General features: G+C 71.4%; 16 protein-coding genes. 9 read left to right on the plus strand and 7 right to left on the minus strand.

Going from position 1 to position 21,770, the window contains the following annotated elements:
• Window positions 1-102 precede the first annotated feature (102 nt).
• The 5 genes from OHA77_RS26315 to OHA77_RS26335 all read left to right on the plus strand — a co-directional run bounded on the left by OHA77_RS26315 (window position 103) and on the right by OHA77_RS26335 (window position 10,911).
• Complete coding sequence (locus tag OHA77_RS26315) at window positions 103-471, plus strand: hypothetical protein (RefSeq protein ID WP_326825546.1); 369 nt, start codon at window positions 103-105, stop codon at window positions 469-471.
• Window positions 459-779: an MGMT family protein gene (locus OHA77_RS26320; RefSeq protein WP_326825545.1), complete on the plus strand. Its 321-nt coding sequence runs from the start codon at window positions 459-461 to the stop codon at window positions 777-779. The genes OHA77_RS26315 and OHA77_RS26320 overlap by 13 nt, the downstream gene beginning before the upstream one ends.
• Before the next feature lie 8 nt (window positions 780-787).
• On the plus strand, window positions 788-3,742 hold the full coding sequence (locus OHA77_RS26325; protein WP_406312131.1) for a CDP-glycerol glycerophosphotransferase family protein: 2,955 nt from the start codon (window positions 788-790) through the stop codon (window positions 3,740-3,742).
• 376 nt (window positions 3,743-4,118) lie between these two features.
• Window positions 4,119-7,274, plus strand: coding sequence for an ATP-dependent helicase (locus OHA77_RS26330; protein WP_406312133.1), 3,156 nt, complete (start codon window positions 4,119-4,121; stop codon window positions 7,272-7,274).
• Window positions 7,275-7,410: 136 nt separating this feature from the next.
• Window positions 7,411-10,911 carry a UvrD-helicase domain-containing protein gene (locus tag OHA77_RS26335; protein ID WP_406312134.1) on the plus strand — a complete coding sequence of 1,167 codons (3,501 nt, stop codon included), beginning with the start codon at window positions 7,411-7,413 and terminating at the stop codon, window positions 10,909-10,911.
• A gap of 28 nt (window positions 10,912-10,939) precedes the next feature.
• On the opposite strand, the gene OHA77_RS26340 is transcribed toward OHA77_RS26335, so the two are convergent.
• On the minus strand, window positions 10,940-11,794 hold the full coding sequence (locus tag OHA77_RS26340; RefSeq protein ID WP_406312135.1) for an alpha/beta fold hydrolase: 855 nt from the start codon (window positions 11,792-11,794) through the stop codon (window positions 10,940-10,942).
• Between the two features lie 339 nt (window positions 11,795-12,133).
• Here OHA77_RS26340 and OHA77_RS26345 point away from each other — a divergent pair, with 339 nt between their 5' ends.
• From OHA77_RS26345 to OHA77_RS26355, 3 genes are all read left to right on the plus strand, one after another.
• Window positions 12,134-12,358 carry a hypothetical protein gene (locus tag OHA77_RS26345; RefSeq protein ID WP_406312136.1) on the plus strand — a complete coding sequence of 75 codons (225 nt, stop codon included), beginning with the start codon at window positions 12,134-12,136 and terminating at the stop codon, window positions 12,356-12,358.
• 133 nt (window positions 12,359-12,491) lie between these two features.
• A complete protein-coding gene (locus OHA77_RS26350; protein ID WP_406312137.1) occupies window positions 12,492-12,872 on the plus strand; it encodes a hypothetical protein in 381 nt (126 codons plus the stop codon).
• Window positions 12,873-12,895: 23 nt separating this feature from the next.
• Window positions 12,896-13,456: a hypothetical protein gene (locus OHA77_RS26355; RefSeq protein WP_406312138.1), complete on the plus strand. Its 561-nt coding sequence runs from the start codon at window positions 12,896-12,898 to the stop codon at window positions 13,454-13,456.
• Between the two features lie 142 nt (window positions 13,457-13,598).
• Here OHA77_RS26355 and OHA77_RS26360 read toward each other — a convergent pair whose 3' ends face one another.
• From OHA77_RS26360 to OHA77_RS26370, 3 genes are all read right to left on the minus strand, one after another.
• Window positions 13,599-13,751 carry a hypothetical protein gene (locus tag OHA77_RS26360; RefSeq protein WP_406312139.1) on the minus strand — a complete coding sequence of 51 codons (153 nt, stop codon included), beginning with the start codon at window positions 13,749-13,751 and terminating at the stop codon, window positions 13,599-13,601.
• A gap of 349 nt (window positions 13,752-14,100) precedes the next feature.
• Window positions 14,101-14,304, minus strand: a complete 204-nt coding sequence (locus OHA77_RS26365) for a DUF397 domain-containing protein (protein WP_406312140.1) — start codon at window positions 14,302-14,304, stop codon at window positions 14,101-14,103.
• Between the two features lie 27 nt (window positions 14,305-14,331).
• Window positions 14,332-15,207: a helix-turn-helix domain-containing protein gene (locus tag OHA77_RS26370; RefSeq protein WP_406312141.1), complete on the minus strand. Its 876-nt coding sequence runs from the start codon at window positions 15,205-15,207 to the stop codon at window positions 14,332-14,334.
• 639 nt (window positions 15,208-15,846) lie between these two features.
• On the opposite strand from OHA77_RS26370, the gene OHA77_RS26375 reads away from it, so the two are divergent.
• The gene (locus OHA77_RS26375; RefSeq protein WP_406312142.1) at window positions 15,847-16,605 is read left to right on the plus strand and encodes an ATP-binding protein; all 759 of its coding nucleotides are present in this window, start codon (window positions 15,847-15,849) and stop codon (window positions 16,603-16,605) included.
• A gap of 158 nt (window positions 16,606-16,763) precedes the next feature.
• On the opposite strand, the gene OHA77_RS26380 is transcribed toward OHA77_RS26375, so the two are convergent.
• Genes OHA77_RS26380 through OHA77_RS26390 form a run of 3 tightly spaced genes read right to left on the minus strand, consistent with a single transcriptional unit; the run spans window position 16,764 to window position 21,396 of the window.
• Entirely contained in the window at window positions 16,764-18,425 is a 1,662-nt protein-coding gene (locus tag OHA77_RS26380; RefSeq protein WP_406312143.1) for an IucA/IucC family protein, read from the minus strand.
• Window positions 18,422-20,125, minus strand: a complete 1,704-nt coding sequence (locus OHA77_RS26385) for an IucA/IucC family protein (RefSeq protein ID WP_406312144.1) — start codon at window positions 20,123-20,125, stop codon at window positions 18,422-18,424. The genes OHA77_RS26380 and OHA77_RS26385 overlap by 4 nt, the downstream gene beginning before the upstream one ends.
• Window positions 20,122-21,396: a siderophore biosynthesis protein gene (locus OHA77_RS26390; RefSeq protein ID WP_406312145.1), complete on the minus strand. Its 1,275-nt coding sequence runs from the start codon at window positions 21,394-21,396 to the stop codon at window positions 20,122-20,124. The genes OHA77_RS26385 and OHA77_RS26390 overlap by 4 nt, the downstream gene beginning before the upstream one ends.
• Window positions 21,397-21,770 lie beyond the last annotated feature (374 nt).

The raw sequence follows: 21,770 nt of genomic DNA on the forward strand, positions 1-21,770 counted from the left end.
GAATTCGATTGGAACGCGTTTTGGACACTGTTCGGATGCGGTGGGGCCGATGACGGTCCTCGCGGCCCGGGATCCGTCGGATGTTCGCTAGGGTCGCCCCTCATGGGGTACGAGTTGCGTGTGGAGCGCCCGGCGCCTCTCGCCTTCGCGGAACTCGCGACTGTGCTGGGGCAGGCGGGGTTCGAGTTCCGCGGTTCGCAGGAGGCGGGCGAGGTCTTGGCCCGCCATGGCGACGGGGTGCATGCCATAGCCGTCTGGAACGGCAAGCTGTCCGGCACGCCCGGATCCGACTGGCAGGTGGCCCAGCTGGCACGGGTGTCCGCGCTGCTCGGCGCGCGCCTGGTCGGTGAGGACGGCGAGTCCTATGCGATCCGGGGCGGCCTCGTCGAGCAGCTGAACGGCTCCACGGCTTATGAGTTCGGCAAACTCGACGAGATCCTCACGGCCGGGCCGGCCGTATGGAGCCGGTAGGACATCCGCCTCCGTACGCGGAACGGGTGCTCGACCTGGTCGAACGCATCCCGTCCGGCATGGTGATGTCCTACGGCGACATCGCCGAATATCTCGGCGAGGGAGGTCCCCGCCAGGTCGGCAGAGTCATGTCCACCTGGGGCGGCGGCGTGCCCTGGTGGCGTGTCGTGCACGCGGACGGGACCCCTCCGCCCGGCCACGAGCAGAGCACCATGGCCAGATGGCGGCAGGAGCGGACCCCGCTGAGGGGCGCCCGCGCCGACATGCGGGTAGCGCGATGGGATGGATTGCCAGCGAATACGGAGTAATCGGCTCCTTGCGGCGCACTAACATGGCCGAGGACAGCTTCTGTCCGAAAGGCGGTGCCTTCCCCATGGCCACCGGCGTCACTCCCGCGCGATCCGGCGACCCCGTCACCGAGCGTCTGCGGGCTGTTCAAGATTTATGTGACCGGGGAGAACCGCTCCAGTCGATGATGACGGCGGTGACGGCCGAAGGGCTGACCCCGGCCGAGCGTCGTCGGCTCGATGCGAACGCCCTCGCCGGTCCGCTCGGTACCCGGCTGGACCTGGCGGTCAAGCGTGGTGCCGCCCGCCGCCGCGAGTTCGTGACGCTCCTGCAGCCCTACCTCGCCGGGGTGGACGTGCGGGTCAAGCGCGAACTGCCGGTGGCGCGCAGGATCGCCTTCCATCTGATCGAGCACCGCGCGGTGGACGACCTCGCCGACGGTGACGCGCTGCAGAAGATCACCACGGCCGCCGCGGAGCCGTCCAGGCGGGTCCGCAGGAAGCTGCGCTGGTATGCCGACCTGCCGCTCCAGGACGAGCTCCCGGAGGCCATGTTCCGGCTGCGTGCCGCCGACCTGATCCCGATGACCCAGGTCGAGGACATCTCCTGGTCCGACGGGCGGCTGCGGGTCAGCGGCCACGCCTACCTGGCCGGGCTCTCGGTCCGCGGCCCCCGCTTCAACCGGGCCACCGTCGTGCTGCGCGGCCCCCGCTGGCTGCCGCCGGTGCGACTGCGCACCCGCAGGATCTTCCATCCGGAGGCCACCTACGGGGCACAGGAGGCCGGCTGCAACTACGACTGGTCGGGATTCACCGCTGAGCTGCGCCCGTGGGCGCTGCGCTGGCGCTCCGCCGTGCGGCTCGCCGTTCGCGGCGGCAAGCGGCTGCTGCGCCGCCGGGCCGTGGTGCGCGACACCACCACCTGGCGTGCCGAGATCGTGATCTGGAGCCGGGGCGCCCGCGCCACCGGCCTGCTTCGCGGGCCCTCCAGCGGCCGCACCGAGCGCCCCCGCGGCCTGGATCTGGGCCGCGGCTGGTGGGTCCGTCCGGTCTGGACCTCCGACCGCGCCCTGCAGGTCGTGCTGCAGCCCACCCGGGCCGAGCTGACCCGGGTGCGGCTCGACGGCGACCGGCTGGAGCTGAAGGTGTTCCTGCCCGGCAGGGGGCAGAGCAAGGGGCACGCCCGGCTGGACGGCCACCGGATGTCCGCCGATTTCACCCCCGTCGAGGGGGGCACCGAGGTCGTCGTGCCGCTCGCGGTGCCCTCCCTGCTCCAGGAGCGCGACGGCGGCAGGCTCTGGGTCGAGCCCAAGGGCGACCCCGCGGCCGCCGTCATGCTCGGCCGGGCGGAGGAGAGCCGCTCGATCGTCGGTGAGCGGGAGATCACCGTGCTGGGCGACCGGCGCGACCGGGTGATCGTCTCCGCGAACCGGATCCGCCCGGTCGTCTCCGTGGCGACCTGGGACGAGGACGGCACGCTCACCCTCGGCGGTTCCTACCCCGGCTCGGAGCCCGTGGAGCTGACGCTGCGGCACCGTACCGGGCTGATCCACAGCGTGCCCATGGAGCGTGCCGACGACCGTTTCTCGGTCCGGTTCGCGCCCGCCGCGATGCCCCGCTTCGGGGAGGCCGTCCCGCTGAGCAGCGGGAGCTGGAGCATGGCGGCCCGGGAGGCCTCCGGGGAGGTCGTGCAGCTCCGCGTCGACCACGCCATCCTCGACACGCTGGACGAGGAGCCGAAGGTCCGCGACGGTCGCCGGTACCGCTTGGTCTCCACCCGGTTCGACGTGCCCGTGCTGACCGTCGCCGAGGACCTGCCCGACGACGAGAGGGGCGCCGGCGGCCTGTTCGCCCTGCGGCGTACGTTCTATCCGGCCGAGCGGACCCGTGAGCTCAGTGACGCGACCGTCTACGTCGCCTACGACGGGCGGCAGTACGAGGGCAACGTCCGCGCGATCTACGAGGAGCGCGTACGGCGCGGCGACGGCCGCGAGCACATCTGGGTGGTCAAGGACGGGGCGTTCGTGCCTCCGGGGGCGGCGGAGCTCGGGTACGGCTCCGACATCCGGCCGACCGTGGTCCGCGCGGGCAGCCGCGAGCACTACGCGGTGCTCGCACGTTCGCGTTACGTGGTGACGAACGGCTTCCTTCCACCGTGGTTCCGGGCGCGGGAGGACCAGACGGTCGTGCAGACCTGGCACGGCAGTCCGCTCAAGCGCCTGGGCAACGACCTGCCGCACATGTCCCGCGATCCGAAGCCGGCGGCCTGGCACCGGCAGGCGGTCGAGGTGCGGGGCTGGGACCTGCTGGTCTCGCAGAGCCCGTGGGCGACCCCGATCCTGCGTAAGGCGTTCGGCTACCAGGGCGAGGTCCTGGAGAGCGGCTACCCGCGCAACGACGTGCTGTCCGCCCCCGACCGGGAGGAACTGGCCGCCGGGGTGCGCCACCGGCTCGGCATGGCCGAGGGCGCGAAGGTGGTGCTCTACGCGCCGACCTTCCGTGACTACGACCGCAAGAACGCTTCGCTGCGGCTGGACCTGGCCGAGGCGCACCGGGTGCTCGGCCCTGGCCACGAGTTCCTGATCAGGGCACACTCGATGCAGGCGGCCCCCAACGTGCCGCGGAATCTCGGCCACGACGTCACGACATATCCGGATATGGCGGATCTGTTGTTGGTCGCTGATGTGCTGATCACCGACTACTCCTCCGTCATGTTCGACTTCGCCGCCACCGGCCGTCCCATCCTGTTCTTCACCCATGACCTGCAGCGCTACTCCGCCAAGCGGGGCCTCTACCTCGACCTCGCCGCCGAGGCCCCCGGACCGCTGCTGTCCACCGGAGCCGAGGTGATCGAGGCGATACGGACCATCGACGAGGTGGCCGCCGCCCACGCCGAGCGCTACGAACGGTTCCGGCTCCGCTACGCGCCCCGGGACGACGGCAAGGCGACCGCCCGGCTGGTCGACCACGTCTTCTCCGGCTGAGCCCGCCGGCCCCTGCGGGAACGCCTCCCGCAGGGGCCGCCGCTCCGGGTGACGGACCGTTCCGTCCGGAAATGGCATGCGTCACTGTGCGGACCTCTCCGGTGAGATCCGCACCGCGGGCCGGAACGGGCCGCCGCCCGGTGTCTGGCGCCGTCCGGCCCCTCTGAGCTGGGCGGGCATTCCCAGCGATCATCCAGCGATCACCCAAGGCCGTCCGGTCGGACGTGGTCATCCGGTCCGCCGGACGGGGAACCGGCGGTGCGACACTCGCGGACTCGGCACGATCATCGTCCGGGATCTGGTGGAATGGCGAGTTGTGAGTGGCCAGAGCTGGCGTTTGGTGCGTCGTGAGAATGCGGGGAGAGCTGTTGCCCCTGTGCTCGACGAGCACCAGCGGGCGGTGGTGGCCCACGGGAGTGGTCCGCTGCTCGTGCTGGCCGGGCCCGGCACCGGCAAGACCACCACGATCGTGGAGACCGTGGTGGACCGGATCGAGCGCCGCGGAGTGGATCCCGAACGGGTGCTCGTCCTGACCTTCAGCCGCAAGGCGGCCGAAGAGCTGCGCGAACGCATCACCGGCCGGATGCGCCGCACCACCCGGACGCCCCTCGCACTCACCTTCCACAGCTACGCCTACGCGCTGCTCCGCCGTGAGGCCGTGCTCGCCGGGGGCGTGCCGCCCCGCCTGCTGACCGGCCCCGAACAGCTTCTGGAGATCCGCCGCCTGCTCCACGGTGAGCTGGAGGACGGCGCCCCGCAGTGGCCGGACGACATGCGCGAGGCGCTCAAGACCCGCGGGTTCGCCCAGGAGCTTCGCGACTTCCTGGCCCGTGCCGCCGAACGCGGTCTCGACGGTGAGGAGCTGGTCGCGCTGGGCCGCCGGCACGGCCGCGCCGACTGGGCGGCCGCCGGCCGGTTCGCGGACCGCTACCAGGCCAGGTTCGACCTGGATCTGGAGCCGGTGCTCGACTACGCGGAGCTGATCCGCGCCGCCGGCGCCCTGCTCGCCGATCCCGACGTACGGCTCCGCGAGCGGTCCGCCTACGACGTCGTCTTCGTCGACGAATACCAGGACACCGACCCCGCCCAGGAGTTCCTGCTCCAGCAGCTGGCCGGGGAGGGCCGCGACCTCATCGCGGTCGGCGACCCCGACCAGTCGATCTACGGGTTCCGCGGCGCCGACGTGCGCGGGATCATGCGGTTCCCGGAGAGCTTCCCCGGCGCCGACGGCGAGAAGGCGCCCGTCATCGCCCTGCGCGTCTGCCGCCGCAGTGGTTCGGAGCTGTTGAAGGCCTCCCGCCGCGTCGCCGCCCGCCTGCCCGCGATCCCGGGCGGCGCCGCGCACCGGGACCTGCGGCCGCTGCCCGACGTCGAGCCCGGCGAGGTCCGGGTGGTGGTGACCGACGGGGCCACGCAGGAGGCGGCGGTGGTGGCCGACGCCCTGCGCCGGGCGCACCTGCTGGACGGGGTCCCCTGGTCGCGGATGGCGGTGCTGGTGCGTTCGGCCACCCGTCAGGTGCCGTTGCTGCGCCGGGCACTGGTCACGGCCGGGGTGCCGGTCGTGGTGGGCGGCGGCGAGCTGCCGCTCTTCCAGGAGCCGGGCGTGCGACCGCTGATCAGGCTCATCCAGGTCGCACTCCATCCGGAGACCCTCGACGAGGCGATGGCCGAGGAGCTGCTGACCGGCGCGCTCGGCGGCACCGACATGATCGGCGTGCGCCGGCTGCGCAGGGCCCTGCGGATCGCCGAGCACGAGGCGATGACGCACCCCGACGAACGCGACCTGGTCGACAACTCCGCGGAGCGCGACGTCTCCGGGCCGCGTTCGTCGGGCGAGCTGCTGGTCGTGGCGCTGAAGGACGCGCGGGAGCTGGTCCGGGTGGAGCCGCACGTCGCGCTGCCCGCCGAACGGCTGGCCCGGCTCATCTCCGGCGCCGCCGAGGCCGTACGGCAGGGCGGCACCGCCGAGGACGTGCTCTGGACCGTCTGGCAGGCGACCGGGCTGGCCGGGAAGTGGACCGAGACGAGCGTCGGCGGCGGGGTCAGGGGGACCATGGCCGACCGCGACCTCGACGCCGTGGTGGCGCTGTTCGACCACGCGGCCAGGTTCGTCGACCGGTTGCCGCACGCAGGGGTCGAGGTGTTCGTCGACGACCTGGTCGCTCAGGAGATCCCCGGTGACTCCCTCGCCGAACGCGCCCCCGACACCGAGTCCGTGCGGATCCTGACCGCACACCGGTCCAAGGGCTTGGAGTGGGACGTCGTCGTCGCCGCCGGGGTCCAGGAGGGGGCCTGGCCGGACCTGCGGCTGCGCGGGTCCATCCTGAGCACCGACGACATGGTCGCCAGAGCCGAGGGCTCCGAGCACGAGAATCCGGCCGCCGTCTCCGCGGCGCTGGCCTCCCAGCTGCTGGCCGAGGAGCGCCGCCTGTTCTACGTGGCGGCGACCAGGGCCAGGAGCAGGCTCATCGTCACCGCCGTTGGGGGTGACGACAGTGACGAGAGGCCTTCCCGGTTCCTCACCGAGCTGGTGCCCGGGGCGACCGAGGAGACGGTCGTCGACGAGCGTTCCCGCTGGCTGAGCATGTCCGCCCTGGTGGCGGACCTGCGTTCGGCCGTCTCCGATCCGACCCGGCCCACTGCGCTCCGCAAGGCCGCCGCCGAGCACCTGGCCAGGCTCGCCGCCGCCGGGGTGCCCGGCGCCCATCCAGGCGACTGGTACGCCCTCACGCCGATCTCCGACGACCGCCCGCTCAGCTGGCCCGACGACATCGTGCGCGTCTCGCCCTCGGCGGTGGAGAACTTCACCAAGTGCGGCCTGCGCTGGCTGCTGGAGACCTCCGTGGGCGCGAGCGGCACCGACGCGGCCCGGGGGCTGGGCACCGTCATCCACGCGCTGGCCGTGCTCGCCGCGACCGGGATGCCCGCCGAGGACACCCTCGGCAAACGCCTGGACGAGATCTGGCACGAGCTGGACTTCGGCGGCGTCTGGTACAACCGCAGGCAGCGTGAGGTCGCCGAGCAGATGATCTCGAAGTTCGTCCGCTGGCACCGGGACAATCCCCGCGAGCTCATGGGTCTTGAGGAGGCGTTCACGGCCATGGTGTCGGAGGGCGTGCAGATCAAGGGACGGGTCGACCGCGTCGAGCGCGACGCCGACGGCAGAGCCGTGATCATCGACATCAAGACCGGGAAGAACGGCCCCAAGGACGCCGAGCTCGAACGCCACCCCCAGCTCGGCGTCTACCAGCTCGCCGCGCTGCTGGGCGCCTTCGAGCGGCACGGGATGACCGAGCCCGGCGGTGCGGCACTGGTCCAGGTAGGCGACGCCGCGGGCAAGAAGGACGCCAAGGAACAGAGCCAGCAGGCCCTGTCCGAGGACGCGGAGCCCGGCTGGGCCCGCGACATGGTCGACACGGTGGCCCTCGGCATGTCCGGGCCGTTCTTCCAGGCCAAGGTCAACGACGGCTGCCGCACCTGTGCCGTGCGGGCGAGCTGCCCGGTCAGCAAGAACGGGGATCAGGTGTGCTGAGCCGCAGCGCCTGCGGGGGCGTCCGTGTGCCGGGCCGTACGGTCTGCGGGGATGCCGCTGTGTCGGCCCGTGTGCCGGCCCGTACGGTCTGCGGGGATGCCTTCGTGCCGGGCCGTGCGGTCTGCGGGGGCGCCCCGTGCTGAACCCGGTCCAGCTCGCCGCCAAACTGGGCATCCTGCCCCCCACCCCCGAGCAGGCCGAGGTGATCGAGTCCGGTCTCGAACCGATGGTGGTGGTCGCCGGTGCCGGGTCCGGCAAGAGTGAGACCATGGCCGGGCGGGTCGTCTGGCTGGTGGCCAACGGCCTCGTCCGCCCCGAGCAGGTGCTCGGCCTGACCTTCACCAGAAAGGCCGCCGGAGAGCTGTCCGTCCGGGTCCGCGAGCGGCTCAACGGCCTGGTCGCGGCCGAGCAGGTCTCCGCCGAGCTGCTGGAGGGCGAGCCGACCATCTCGACCTACCACGCCTACGCGTCCCGGCTGGTCACCGACCACGCCCTGCGGGAGGCGCTGGAGCCGACCATGCGCCTGGTCAGCCCCGCCGTCTCCTGGCAGCTCGCCGGGCGGGTGGTCAGCGCCTACGACGGGCCCATGGAGCAGGTCGAGTGGGGTCCGGCCACCGTCACCCGGGCGGTGCTGGAGCTGGCCGGGGAACTGGCCGAGCATCTGCGCGGTCCGCAGGACGTGCGGGAGGTCGGCGCCTGGCTGGCCGAGCGGTACGCCGAGCTGCCCGGTTCGCCGACCCTGCCGCAGCGCAGGCCGCTGGCCACCCAGCGGGCCAGGGAGCAGTTGCTGCCTCTGGTCGAGGCCTACGACCGGCTCAAGCGGAGCCGCGAGGTCGTCGACCACGGCGACCAGATGGCGCTGGCCGCCCGGATCGCCGCCAAGCACGCCGAGGTCGGTGAGATCGAGCGGGGCCGGTTCGCCGTCGTCCTCCTCGACGAGTACCAGGACACCAGCCACGCCCAGCTCGTGCTGCTCCGCTCGCTGTTCGGCGGCGGTCATCCGGTGACCGCCGTGGGCGACCCCTGCCAGTCCATCTACGGCTGGCGTGGTGCCTCCGCGGGCAACCTCACCCGGTTCCCTCGTGACTTCAGGACCGCCTCGGGGGAGCCCGCCCAGGTCCGCCGACTGTCGGTCAGCTTCCGCAACGGCGACGCCGTGCTCGACGTCGCGGCCCGGGTGCAGCTCCCGCTCCGGATGGAGGCGCGGGAGGTGCCCGTGCTGGTGCCCGGCGGCAACCGGGTCGAGCGCGGCCGGGTGGTGTCCGCCTTCCACGAGACCGCCGACGACGAGGCGGCCTGGATCGCCGGCTCGATCGCCACGCTGCTGGGCGCCGAGAGCGCACCCGACGGCATGCCGTGGGGCGAGGGCGAGCGCAGGAAGGCCAAGCAGAGCGCCTGGGGCGGACCGCAGTGCCTGCAACCGCACGACGTGGCGATCCTGGCCCGCAAGCGGTCGCAGTTCCCCGCGCTGCGCCGGGCGCTGGAGGAGCGGGGGATCCCGGTGGAGGTGGTCGGTCTGGGCGGCCTGCTGACCGTCCCGGAGGTCTCCGACATCGTCTCCACCCTGCGCGTGCTCTACGACCCGACCGCCGGTGACGCGCTGGTCCGGTTGCTGTCCGGGCCCCGGTGGCGGATCGGACCGGCCGACCTGAAGGAGCTGGGCGAGCGGGCGCGCGAGCTGAACCGCGAGACCCGGGAGGGCGGGGCCTCGGCGGCCGACCCGCTGGACCAGGTGGTGGCGGACATGGCCGAGGAGCGCGGCAGCCTGGTCGACGCCCTCGACGAGCTGCCCGACCGCGCCCAGTGGCAGGACCTGTTCTCCCCCCTGGCGCGGGTACGGCTGCTCGCCATGGCGCAGGAGCTGCGGACCCTGCGTGCCCACGCCGGCCAGCCGCTGCCCGATCTGATCAGCGAGATCGAGCGCAGGCTCGGTCTGGACATCGAGGTGGCGGCGCGCGGGACCGCCGTCGGCCCGTTCGCCGCCCGTGCCGACCTGGACGCCTTCCTGGACGCCGCCGCCCGGTTCGCGGGTGACTCCGAAGATCCGACGCTGGGCGCGTTCCTGGCGTTCCTCAAAGCGGCGGACGAGGAGGAGAACGGCCTGGACGCCGGGCGGGTGGGGGAGAGCAACAGCGTCAAGCTGATGACCGTCCACGCCTCCAAGGGCCTGGAGTGGCCGGTCGTCGTGATTCCCGGCATGTCGCAGGCACTGTCCAAGGCTGGGACCCTGACCGTCGGCACCATGTTTCCGGCCCGCCCGACGACGAGCCCCAAGTGGACGGACAATCCGCGCAAGTTGCCCTACCCGCTCCGCGGCGACGCCTCCGACCTGCCCCGGCTGGGCGGGCTGAGCAAGGAGGAGCTGGCCGACTTCGACGAACGCTGCCGTGAGCGCGACCTGCTGGAGGAGCGCCGGCTGGCCTATGTGGCCGTCACCCGCGCCCACTATCTCCTGATCGCCTCCGGCTACCGCTGGGGCAGCGCGGCCAAGCCGCTGGAGCCCTCCGACTTTCTGGTGGAGATCCGCGAGACCTGCGGTCGGGCCGCCGTCTGGGTCCCCGCCGCCGACCAGGGTGCCACCAACCCGCTCCTGGCCGAACCCGCCGAGGCCACCTGGCCCGTCACCCCGGACGGTCTTCGCTACGGAGCCGTCCTCGACGGCGCCACCATGGTCGAGGCCGCCCTCGCCGCGCTCACGGGAGCCGTACCGGCCCCCGCCACCGGCCGGACGGGTTCGCCCGGCCCGGTCCCTTCTGAGATCCCGTCGGAGCACGTCCCCTTCCCGGAGGTCCCGCCGGACGACGAGGAGGTCCCCTTCCCCGACGCGCCCGAGGACGAGGACGTCCGCTATGAGGATGAGGAGGAGGTCCCGGCCGATTCCGAGCACGGACCCGGCCGGCGGGACGAGCACGCCCCGGTCCTCGCCGAGCTGCGCGGCTGGGACAGGGAGCGGGCGAAGGCGTGGGAACGCGACACCGAGCTGCTGCTGCGGGAACGGGCGATGAACCGCCGGCGCGGCGGCGGCCGGGTGGAGCTGCCCACCCATCTGACCGTCTCCTCCCTCGTCACCCTGGCCTCCGATCCCCAGGCCCTGGCCAGGCAGGTCCGCCGGCCCGTGCCCAAGAAGCCCACCCCGCTGGCCCGCCGGGGCACCTCCTTCCACCGCTGGCTGGAGTCCCGCTGGGGCCAGCAGCGGCTGCTCGACGAGTTCGAGCTGCCCGGCTCGTCCGACGACTTCGAGGAGGCGGATGTCCAACTCGACGAGCTGCGCGACCGCTTCGAGGAGAGCGAGTGGGCGGGCCGCGAACCGCTGGACGTCGAGGTCCCCTTCGAGACGATGATCGCCGACCGGCTGGTCCGGGGCCGGATGGACGCGGTCTTCGAGATCTCCGACGGCCGCTACGAGGTCGTCGACTGGAAGACCGGCCGGCGCCCCAGAGGCAAGAAGGCCCAGGCGGCGGCCGCCGTACAGCTCGCCGCCTACCGTCTGGCCTGGTCCCACCTGTCCGCCGTCCCCCTCAACCAGGTGAGCGCGGCTTTCCACTACGTCCGCCTCAACGAGACGGTCAGGCCGGTCGACCTCCTCGACGAGCGCGGCCTGATCAGGCTCATCGAGTCGATCCCCGCCCTCGGCTGATCCGGAAGAGAGGCCGGCGGCCGAGTCGTCAGGACAGGAAGCCGGTGACAGCGTCGAGCCACGCGCGGGGCTGGTCGACATGGGCCATGTGTCCCGCTTCCTCGATCACCACGGCGCGGGCGGCGGGTATCAGCTTCGCGGTCTCTTCGGCCAGAGCCACGGGGAAGATCATGTCCTGCCGGCCGTGGAGCAGGAGCAGAGGGATGCCGAGAGCGGCGAGCCGCCGGGCCGCGTCCCGGTGACGGGCGCTGGGCAGGGTGCCGGCCCGCCAGGAGCGCGCCCACTCGGCGGAGAAGCGGACGTCCGCAAGGCGGTCCAGGTAGGCGGGCAGCGCTTCCGGACGCCAGACGTTCGCCTCGGCTGCGGCGACAGCCGCCGCGCGGGTGAGTTCCGGGCCGGACAGTTCCGGATCCGACCACACCGCGGCCTCCAGGGCGAGTCGTTCCGCACGCTCGCGCCAGCCGTCGAAGGCGTCCGGAGGCACCGGCAGGACGCTGCTGGAGGCGACGATCAGCCGCCGGACGCGCTCGGGGGCGGCCAGGGCCAGACGCTGGGCGATCAGGCCTCCGTAGGAGAACCCGAGCACGTCGGCCCGAGGCGTGCCGAGCGCGTCCAGCAGGGCGACGAGATCATCGGTGGCCTCGGCCGGGGTGTACCGGTCGTCGGCGAGGCCACGGGTGGAACGCCCGCAGCCGCGCAGGTCCGGCAGGACCACCCGGTGCCGGCCGGCGAGCTCCGCCAGCGGCTCGCGCAGATAGGTGTGGTCCCAGTCGGGACCACCGTGGATCACCAGTAGCGTGCGGTCGGCAGGTCCTTGGCCGCGCGCGACGAACAACTCCACGACGGGCTGACCGGACACGGCCACGAGACTCTCGCTGAACATCCGCCTACTATTTCAACCTTTCTCGCCGCCTACCGCCTGGCCTGTGCCTCCTGTCCGTCGTCTCCTGGACTAGGTGAACGCAGTCTTCCGCTTCATCCGCCTCAACAAGATGGTCCGTCCGGTCAATCGTCCTCGACGAGCCGGCCTGGTCAGGCTCCTGGAGCTGATCCCCGCCCCGAGGAGAACAGATGACGGGGCAAATTTCCAGAGCAAACGCTTGAGAACGCCCTCTGTGATTCAGGGGAACGACGGGCCGATGATCTCCTGATCTCTCCGCGCTCGATAGAGCATCCCGTGGACTACTGGGATGAGAGAAGTCCCGAACCATACACTGAGCACATGACCGTACGCGAGGAGGCACACCGCCTGCTCGACGCGGTGCCGGAGGACCGACTTCCGGATGCCATAGAGCTGCTACGTCAGTGGGCTGAGGTGGAGCGCGACGAACGCCCCCGCCGCCGGTTCCGCACGACTGCCATCTTCGATGGCGAATCCGACCTCAGCGAACGCGCCAAGGAAATCATCCGGAGCGCCTGGTCGGATGGGGAGCACCGAACCGCGTGATCGTTGTCGACACCGGTCCCGTAGTGGCCAACGCCAACCGTAAGGATGCCCACACCTGCAGTGCGTCGACTTGCTTCAGAACTTTCCCGGTCCGCTTCTGCTCCCCGCACCGCTCCTTACGGAGATCGGCTATATGCTCTCCAGCCGTGCTGGAGCCAAGGCCGAAGCAGACTTTCTCCGTGACGTGGCGGACGGCGTCTACGAACTGGTCTCTGTCACTTCAACCGAGCTCAATCGGGCCGCCGACCTGGTGGATTCGGGGCCCTCCGGCCGGGCAGTCGAATTCGCCGTTCTTGATGCCGCCGACGAAGGTGCGCCATTGGTCGTGCTCGGAGCCGGACCGGTCGGCGGCGGCATATGTTCCGCACAGGCCTGCCGTATTCCATCGGACGGCGTCGGCCACGGCGAGGGAACCGCGAGCGGAGGTTCTCGTTCCGGCGAATGGCAGAGCTTCTTTCCCGGATCCTTGCAACCGCCTCAAGGGCGAAACTCCGTTTTGCTCTTGAATGGCTGAATTTATTTTCGTAGCCTCACATTGTGAGGGATGAGCGCGGACACGAATGGGGGCGGCGCGAGGAGGCCCGGCTGGCGTTTCGGGAGGCCGGGCGTGAGGTGCGTTGGGCCAAGGACCGTTATGGTCAGGCGCAGCAGGCGTTCGGTGAGGGGAACGGATCTCCGGCCGAATTGGCCCGGACCCGGCAGGCGTGGATCTGGGCGCTGGCGGAGTGGGTAAGGACGCTGACCGTACGGGAAGAGGTGCTTGACGGGGGTCGCCCCGCTGCGGATTCCGGGATGGATGTCCTTTCCGGGAGCGGCGGCCATTCTGCTCTTTCACTTGATGACGCACATCGGCGGGTCGAGGCCCTGTCCAAGGAATACGACCGCATTCGCCGGAGCAGAAGTCTTCCCGCCCAAGTGGATTCGGCGCGACGCGCGTGGAGTGAGGCGCTGAAAGGGTGGGCGCGCGTTCTCATCGCGCAGGAGGAGTCCCGGGACCGTGCGCGGATCGCCGGCCGGGAGAACCGGGATCTGATCGGCCTGCCCGTGGCCGGAGAGGACGGGCCGCCGCACGGGAGGACGGGCCGCCGTACGGGGTGAGAAGGGCGACGAGGGCGGGTGCGGGGCCGGCGGCCGTTCAGGGCGCAATGGCAGCGGCTCAGCGGGTGATCACCCTTCCATCGCCAGGGCGCGAGCCCCGGCCCCGGTGCTGCGGATGGGGCCTGGGCCGGGGACGGAGGGGTCAATCGCGCTTGGCGGGCAGCGACGGCTTGGCATCGGTCCAGCCCGTCTGCTGGTAGGCCGTGAAGCTGGTGGTCTTCGCGGTACGGCCGCCGGTGAGCTCGACCGTGGTCGTCGTCCTCGCGAGCAGCAGGCCCGTCGCGGGGTCGATCACCAACGCGACCTCATAGGCGGTCTTCCGCCCGAAGCCATGAGCCCGCGCCCGGCATCTCCGATCAATGAAGATGATCGTGTAGGCCGCTATCGCGGCACCTGATATCCACGCTCGGCCAAGACGTCGGCGAAGTCGCGCCCTCGTGGAGGCTCTCCTCGCTGGATGCGTTCAGCGACGTTCAGGACCCGATGCCAGTCCTCATGTGATCAGCGTATGACCTGAAAACGATCAACGATCAACGATCGGCGGGTGGAGTCGTTGATCGCCGGCCCGGTGGCCGCGTCACATCCGGGGGTGCCGACGATCGACGGCAGCGACATGGAGGCTTTCGGTGAAATGCCCCGCCCTGTCAGCCGAACTCGCCGTCCTTCACGCCGACGACGAACGACTGCCACTCGTCGGGGGAGAAGCACAGTATCGGCCCGTCCGGGTTCTTGCTGTCCCGTACGGCCCGGCCCCCTTCGGGCAGGTGCGCTACCTCGACGCAGTTGCCGGTCTGACCGCTGGAGGAGCTCTTGTGCCAGACCAGACAGGAGGGATCGGGTTGGTCCATCCCTCGGCTCCTTCTCTGCTTTGGGCTCTAGCTCAGACTGTCGGCTGCTCTTCTCGTCAGGCCCATGGAGTCGTCCGGAGACAGAGCCGTAGCGCACAACCGTTCAAATGCAATGCTATAGGCGGCAACGTCGCTGTGCTTTTCCAGATAGAGGTCCCCGGTCAGAGTCTCGACGTACACCACATGAGGGTCGGTCGGCTCCGGGAATCCCAGAATGACGAGCGAACCACTCGTTCCCGCGTGAGCACCCGCGCTGAACGGTATGACTTGCAAGGTGGTCTTGCTCTCTTCGGCGGCGGAAACCAGGTGGTGCAACTGGGCGCGCATGACGACCGGGCTGCCGACGACACGGCGAATGACGGCTTCGTCGATCACGACCCATAGCCGAGGGCGATCTTGCTTGGTGAGAATCTGCTGACGGGTGAGGCGGACTTCCACAAGCCGCTCGATTTCATCGTGACCGAGCTCCTGAGCCCCGCCTTTGATGACAGCTCTGGCGTAGTCGGGCGTCTGAAGCAGGCCAGGTATGGCCACGGACTCAAAGTTGTGTATCGAGGCGGCTGCGGCTTCGAGCCCGATGTAGACCTCGTATGGGTTCGGCAGCACATCACGGAAGGAGTGCCACCAGCCGGGCTGTCGAGCTTCGCGGGCGAGTTGGATGAGGCCGTCGCGCTCGGTGCCTGTGACGCCGTAGAGAGCAAGTAGTTCTCGCACGCTGCGAGGCTGAGGCCGGGAACGGCCGGTCTCGATGCGGAAGATGGTGGAGGGAGACCATTGCAGGCGGCGGGAGGCTTCCTCGCGAGTCAACCCGGCGGCCTCGCGACGACTGGTCAGCTCCACAGCCAGACGGCGGGCCCGCAGAGTTGGGCTCAGGTCATGGACGCCATCGCGGGCCTCGGGCATGTTCGACTCCTCCATAGCTGCATTCGTTCAAATGCACTATTGCAAGTTACTTTCTGCTCGTGCATGATGACAGATAGTTTCCATGGCTGGGTGATTCATCGCCATAGCCACTCGTCTTTGGCATGACCAACCCTCAAAGCAGCGGAGTCCGCCGGGTGCTACGAACACCTGACGGACTCCTTGAACCGGACTCTGGAGGTCCGATCCCATGGTCAACTTTACAAGAGCGGTCCGGCTCGTCCGGATGCGTTTCGACGCCGCCCACCCGCCCGCCCCGCTGGGTTGCCGGTGGTGTGGCCACTCGCCGTACGCGCACGACGACCGGTGCCTTCCCCACAGGCCGCGACACGACTACGACCGGCCGACCCACGCCCAGTTCCGGGCGCGGCTGGCGGAGTGGTGGCGGCTGGGTTTCGCGCGGCGGATGTCCTCGGCTGCGCCGGTAGGTCCGCCGGGGAGGATGTCATCCTTCGATGCCTCCTCGAGGGGAGCGTCTGGCCAGGGCCTTCACTCCCGGTTCGAGGAGACGGCGATCGCCGGATCAACCGGGCCGTCCGGGCGGGGCCGTCCCCCGGAGGGCCCGCTTCCCGCGAGATATCGCGAGCCGTACCCTCACGAACGCCATGTCCGGAGGGCCGCGTGAAGGGGCGGCACCGAAGGGGATCGCCCGCCGTCCAGGTGGCTCGCCGGGAGTGGGATCGCGATCAGCGGTCGCAGGCCGCCCGGATCGATCAGGCCGAGGCGGGCTGGACGGTGATGTACGGCGTGGGCGGGCGCCGGTTCTACGCCATCGCCACCACGCATGTTCCGGAGCCGCAGGTCGTGGAGGCCCGTACCGCCGAGGAGTTGCACGAGCTGATCCGCGAGACCGGGCCGGCGATGCCGCCGCCCGCCGTACTTCACCGCCACGGACGAGGAGCCCCGATGATCGCAAGCACCCCGGACGGCCTCCGGACCGTGGGCTGGGAGCTCCCCTGCGATCCGGCGATCACCCATGAGGCCCGCAGGATGGTGCGCGAGACCTTCACCACATGGAGGCTGCCGTCCGATCTCGTCGACGACGCGGTGCTGGTCGTCAGCGAGCTGGTGACGAACGCGGCGGTGTACGGCGGGCCGCCGGTCCGGCTGTCGCTGTGGGCCATGCCCGAGGGGGTCTGCGTGCGGGTCACCGACCACGGTCTCGGACGGCCCCACCGGCTCGACCTCGGTCAGGACGCGACCTCCGGCCGAGGACTCGCGATCGTCGAGGCGCTCGCCGACCAGTGGGGCGTCATCCCCGTCCGCGACAGGGTCGGCAAGACGGTGTGGGCCGCATGGCGGCTTCCCTGCGGCCGATCCGACGTGCCCCGCACGGCCGAGTGCGCGGACCCGCTCCCACGCTCCCGCCTCCGCGTCTGATCCCGCCCGCCAACCGTTCCCGCCACCGGGTGAGCGGCCACAGGTGTTTCCACGGGACGCGTGTGGCCGCTCACCCGTAGTGGAAGCCGGATTTCGGGTGCATCAGGAAGGGGTCAGGCCGCTCATGGCCGAGGCGCTCGGGACCGGGGTGCCCGGGATCATGAGAGCACCGCCAGGGGGTTGGCCACCGGCACGTATCCGGCCGCGCGGTCGGCCGAGCGCGACCACCGGACCGAGAGGTTGGCCTTGGCGGGCAGCGGTGCCCCGGCCAGCAGGTCCGACAGCGGCTGCGGCCATCCCATCGAGCCGGCGTACCCGGCCAGCACCTCTCTCGCCGCCGCCCACAGCTCCCGCATCGGCCCGGGTCCGGCGAGGGAGGCCGCGATCTCGGCGAGATGGTTGACCATCAGGCAGTAGACCACCCGGTCCCAGCCGCCGGCCGGATCGTAGGTGAGGGCCTCGGCGACCCGCTCCGGCACGCCGGACAGGTCGTGGCGGCCGGCCACGAGCTTGGTGCCCTCCATGTCGCGGAAGATCGCCTCCACCGGCAGCCCGGTCGCGTCCACGCCGACCAGGACGTTCTGCAGGTGGGGTTCCAGCACCACGCCGTGGGTCAGGTAGGCGTCGAGCACCGGGAGCGCCACGTGTTCCACGTAGGCCCGCCACCAGCGCAGCGGCTCGGCCGGCAGGTCGCCGGGTACGGCCAGCGCGCCGCTCAGCAAAGGGGTCACCCCCGGGTGGCAGACCGACCACGGGCTCGCACGGACGATCACACCCAGTCCCTCCAGGAGCCGGGTGCCCAGATCGGCGGAGCGGTAGCCGGGTTCGGGCAGCCACCGGGTGCCGGGGAACCTGGCCGTCAGCGCCTCGAACACCGGTCCCAGGCGCCGGGTCAGCTCGACCGCACCCGCCAGCTCGTACCAGGAGTTCTTCCTGACGCAGTTGGTGATCCGCACATCCAGGCTGAACTTCAGGCACCGGTCGATCCCGGGTTCGTAGACCGTACGGACCGACGAGGTGGGGACCGCCATCCGGGCGCCGTGTCCCAGGTCGATCAGCCGCCCGTCGGCCAGCGGCACGGCCAGCTCCGCCGCGAGCAGGTCGAGCTGCCACGGGTGCGCGGGGAGCAGTGTGTAACCGCGCGGCGCGGTGCCGAGCCGGTCGAGCGGCCCGGTGTCGCCCGCCCCGGCCAGCACGTCGTCGCGGACCCCGAGCAGCCGGAGCGGGAAGCTCGTGTGCGCCTCGGGCGCGTAGCGCAGCCAGCCGGCGCCGTCGCGCGCCTTGGGGCTGGGGTGGAACGGATGCCCGAAGACCAGTCCCTGCTCGGAGGCCAGCCAGGGGTCGGCCGGCGGCGGGGTGTCCTGCCGGGCCGAGAGCAGGGCCTCGATGGCGTCCCGGCTTGCGCCGACCTGTGCCGCGAACTCCCCGTTGACCTCGCCGGACCCGGACCCGGACCCCGACCTAGGCCCCGACACCGACACCGACACCGACCCCGACACCGACACCGACCCGGACCCGGACATGTCACGGCCGGCGCCACCGAGCTCGGCCTCCACCAGCCGGACGAGCCGGTCGGCGGAGAGGGGCTGCCAGGAACCGTGTTCCAGCCATTCGGGCGTGCCCGCGAACCGCAGCGCGAGCCCGCCGTATGTCCTGGCCCGCAGCAGGGTGTCCGCGACGCGCAACAGCACGTACGGCTCGGCGTGCCAGACCTGCCCGCGCGGGCCTGCCACCTCCCTGACGCAGCAGCGCAGCAGCGCCGCCAGCGACGCCTCCTCGGCGACGGCGGCTGGAGAAGATTCGATGGCGAGACCGGTCAACGGGGCGTCCTTCGCATGGTCACGGCCGGGATGGTCGTGGGAGGCCGGCACAGGTAGTTGGGACCGCTGGTGCCGTAGAACTTGTTCACATCACGCGCCCCGGTGCGTGCCTTGTCCACCAGGGTCCCGGAAGTGATCATTGATTTGCCGACCAGCCTGGCGGCGTCGAGGGTCCTGGCCCGCAGCAGCCTGGCCATCGGGTCGTCCCCGTACTCGGCGAGCGCCTCGGCGAGCGCGTCGCGGACCAGCCGGGAGGCCTGCGGCGACGGCAGCACGCCGAAGACCACCGCCGCGGCGGCCAGATGCAGGGTGATGGTCACGAACACGTCGGCGAGCGCGTGCGGGTCGTCGGTGAACATCCGCTCGTCGGCGAAGTCCGGCACGGGCAGCCCGGCGGCGCGCAACCGGGAGGGCGAGGTCAGCAGTCCGTCGTTGTCCTTGGTCAGCAGCCGGGTGGGACCGTTCCCCAGCACCAGCGCGAGGTTCTGCTGGTGGGCCTCCAGCGCCGTGCCGTAGCGGATGAAGAGCCGCACGTGGAGACCGAACAGCAGCCGCAGGTACTCGGTGAGCAGCCGCGTCACGTCCCCGCCGTACCATCTCCCGGCGATCTCCTCCACGACCTGCCCGCCACCCGGCAGCGGGGCGGGCAGCGCGGCCACCGGCACGATCTCGCCCGCCGGGAGGCGGCGGACGAGCCAGCCCAGATACTCGTGGCCGGCGTGGCCGTAGGTCTGCTCGTCGGCGATGAGCACCCCGGGGACGGGGATCCCGCGCAGCAGGCGCTCGGCCCGCGCCCCGTCGGCCAGCGTGTCCGGCTTGATCGACCGCCGGTTGCGCAGCCCGAGCGTGCTGGTGGCCAGCGGCAGCTTCAGGTGCGTGTCCCGGTCGAGGACGACCGTGCGCATCGAGAGCGTGGGCCTGGCCTCCAGGTACGGCTCCGGCCCCAGCACCACCCACGGGATCTTCCCGACCTCCGCGACCGTCAGCGGATGCACCGGGAACAGCACGTGCGTCCCGGCGAGCTCCCGGGGCAGCCCGGCCGAGGGGAACTCCGGCGCGTACGGCAGGGCCGCCCCGGTCACCCGCTCCCGGGGCACCGCCGCCCAGCGCAGTTCGAAGGCGGGCGCGAACTCCGGCGCGTGGGCGGTCAGTTCCTCGTCCGAAAGGCCGGCCCGGCAGCGGGCCGTCGGATAGACCGGATGGTCGGCGAAGGCGGCCAGCGTCTCGTATCGCACGGCGCCGAGCAGCATGCGGGACCGCGCGGCGACCGTGCCGTCCTGATCGGACCGGTTCGTCGCGCCGTCCTGACCTGGACGGGAGAGCGCGGCGCCACCCGGGCGGGCGGACGCGGCACGGGCCAGCCGGGCGAGTGTCCCGTCACGGTGGGCGTCGTGGAGATCCAGGGCGCGGAGCGCCTCGTGGCACTCGCGGGTGAACGCCTCGACTCCGGCGGCGTCGGCCGGGGCGGATATCTCCCGCAGGGTGCGCAGGACCTCGGTGAGGCGGAGCGCCTCCTCCGGGGCCACCACGAAATCCTGGAACAGCGAGCCCGGCGTCAGCCGTACCCGGCGGCCGCCGGGCAGCAGCAGCGCGACACCGTCCTTGCTCCGGGTCACCCGTGCGGCCAGGCCGCCGTAGTCCTCGCGCAGCAGCGCGTTCAACACCCGCGCGGCCAGGTACGGTTCCTGCCCGCCGGTCATGAGATCTCCCAGGGGTGCCGGGCGGTGAAGCCGGCCACGGCCGCGTCGACGCCCGCCCGGTCGGGGCCGATCGCGCGGACGATGCCCAGATAGTCGCGGTTGGTGTGGCTCAGGGCGATTCGGTCGCCTACCGCACGCAACGGCCGGTGCCAGAGCCGGACCCGGTCGCCGGCGGCCGGTACGACCGTGCCCGGAGAGGCCGTCACGGTGCCGGGCCGGTCCGCCACCAGGCTCAGCACGATCCCGTGGCCGCTCGACCGGCCTGGTCCCGGCTCCGCGGAGACAGCGACTCCGGGGTCGTGTCCCGCCTCCGGAGGGATGTCGCGCTCCTCCCGGTCCCGGCCGGGCGGCCCGGGTGCCCGGTGGGAGCCGCCCTCGTCCAGCGCGGGCAGTGCGGCTCCCAGGTGGACACCGAGGATGTGCTCGAACAGCGGGACTCCCAGCAGGTCGCCGAGCAGGAAGTCGCAGTGGTCGCCGATCACCCGGTAGTTGACCTCGATGATCCGTGGTCCCGCGGGAGTCATCACATACTCCGTGTGGCAGGCCCCGAAGCCCACCCCCAGTGCGTCCAGCGCCCGCAGCACGTGCTCGCGCGCGGGCGGGGGCGCCCAGTCGAGCCGCTCCTCCACGAAGTACGGCAGCGGCCCCAGGGTCGTCCGGAAGCCGCCGATCACCCGGACGTCCTCCCCGTCGCCGAGGGTCTCCAGCGTGTGCAGGGGGCCGTCGAGATACTCCTCCACGACCAGTGTCTCGTCCGGCCGTCTGCTCCGGACGTCCCGCACGGCCGCCGCGAGTTCGCCGGCGTCGCGTACCAGGACGACGTCCTCGCTGGCCACGCCTTCGCGGGGCTTGACGACCGCGGGGAACGGCGGGTCCGGCGGCATGGGGTCACCCGGTGCCAGCCGTACGGAACGGACGGTCTCGACTCCGGCCGCCGCCAGCCGCCGCCGGGTGAGCGCCTTGTTCTTCGCGGAGACGCAGGCTCTCCAGTCCTTGCCGGGCAGGCCGAAATAGGCGGCGGCGAGAGCGGTCTCCGCCTGGATGTGGTCGGAGTTGGAGAAAACCGCGTCCGGCGGATGGTGGTGCGCAATGATGTCGATCACTGCCCGCGCGTCGCGGACGTCGCAGTGGAGCACCTCGGCCCCCGTGGCCACGTGGCGCTCCGGCTGGTCGGTCAGGATCGTGACGTCGCAGCCCAGCGCGTGTGCCGCCGGGAGGAAACCGTCCGTGACCGAGTCGGTCGGCCGGAGCGCGGTGAGGTACAGCCGCAATGCAGGGACCCCCGATATCAGGTAAGCCTAACCTAACCTTGAGCATCCTAGCCTGACGGAGATCGCCGCGACGGTGTCATCGCGTATTGGAGTCCCGGTGGCGACACCAGGCCCTACCCGTGGGCTGGACCCATGGCGAGTGCTCCGGCCGGCCGGTGAGACCGGTCGATCCCGCTCTCCTGGGTGGCCTGGGTCATCGCCGGATTCCGCGATGACCTCCCGGAGCATCCTTTGTGGGACGGCCTCCAGGCGAACCCGAACTCTGCAAAGAAGCGGATCGACCCCGGTCGTAGCCGGTCCAGCAGGATTTTCGAAGAATTTCGCCGCCGGATGTCGAGGGCCCGGCGCCGACTCCGACTCTCAGGTGACAACGT

This window comes from Streptosporangium sp. NBC_01639 (assembly GCF_045209755.1).
Taxonomy (GTDB): domain Bacteria; phylum Actinomycetota; class Actinomycetes; order Streptosporangiales; family Streptosporangiaceae; genus Streptosporangium.

Excerpts from the sequence above, each read along its gene's own strand:
- OHA77_RS26315 (WP_326825546.1), top strand. The coding sequence starts at position 103 with ATGGGGTACGAGTTGCGTGTGGAGCGCCCGGCGCCTCTCGCCTTCGCG.
- OHA77_RS26320 (WP_326825545.1), top strand. The coding sequence starts at position 459 with ATGGAGCCGGTAGGACATCCGCCTCCGTACGCGGAACGGGTGCTCGAC.
- OHA77_RS26340 (WP_406312135.1), bottom strand. The coding sequence starts at position 11,794 with ATGTTCAGCGAGAGTCTCGTGGCCGTGTCCGGTCAGCCCGTCGTGGAG.
- OHA77_RS26345 (WP_406312136.1), top strand. The coding sequence starts at position 12,134 with ATGACCGTACGCGAGGAGGCACACCGCCTGCTCGACGCGGTGCCGGAG.
- OHA77_RS26350 (WP_406312137.1), top strand. The coding sequence starts at position 12,492 with ATGCTCTCCAGCCGTGCTGGAGCCAAGGCCGAAGCAGACTTTCTCCGT.
- OHA77_RS26365 (WP_406312140.1), bottom strand. The coding sequence starts at position 14,304 with ATGGACCAACCCGATCCCTCCTGTCTGGTCTGGCACAAGAGCTCCTCC.
- OHA77_RS26370 (WP_406312141.1), bottom strand. The coding sequence starts at position 15,207 with ATGCCCGAGGCCCGCGATGGCGTCCATGACCTGAGCCCAACTCTGCGG.
- OHA77_RS26385 (WP_406312144.1), bottom strand. The coding sequence starts at position 20,125 with ATGACCGGCGGGCAGGAACCGTACCTGGCCGCGCGGGTGTTGAACGCG.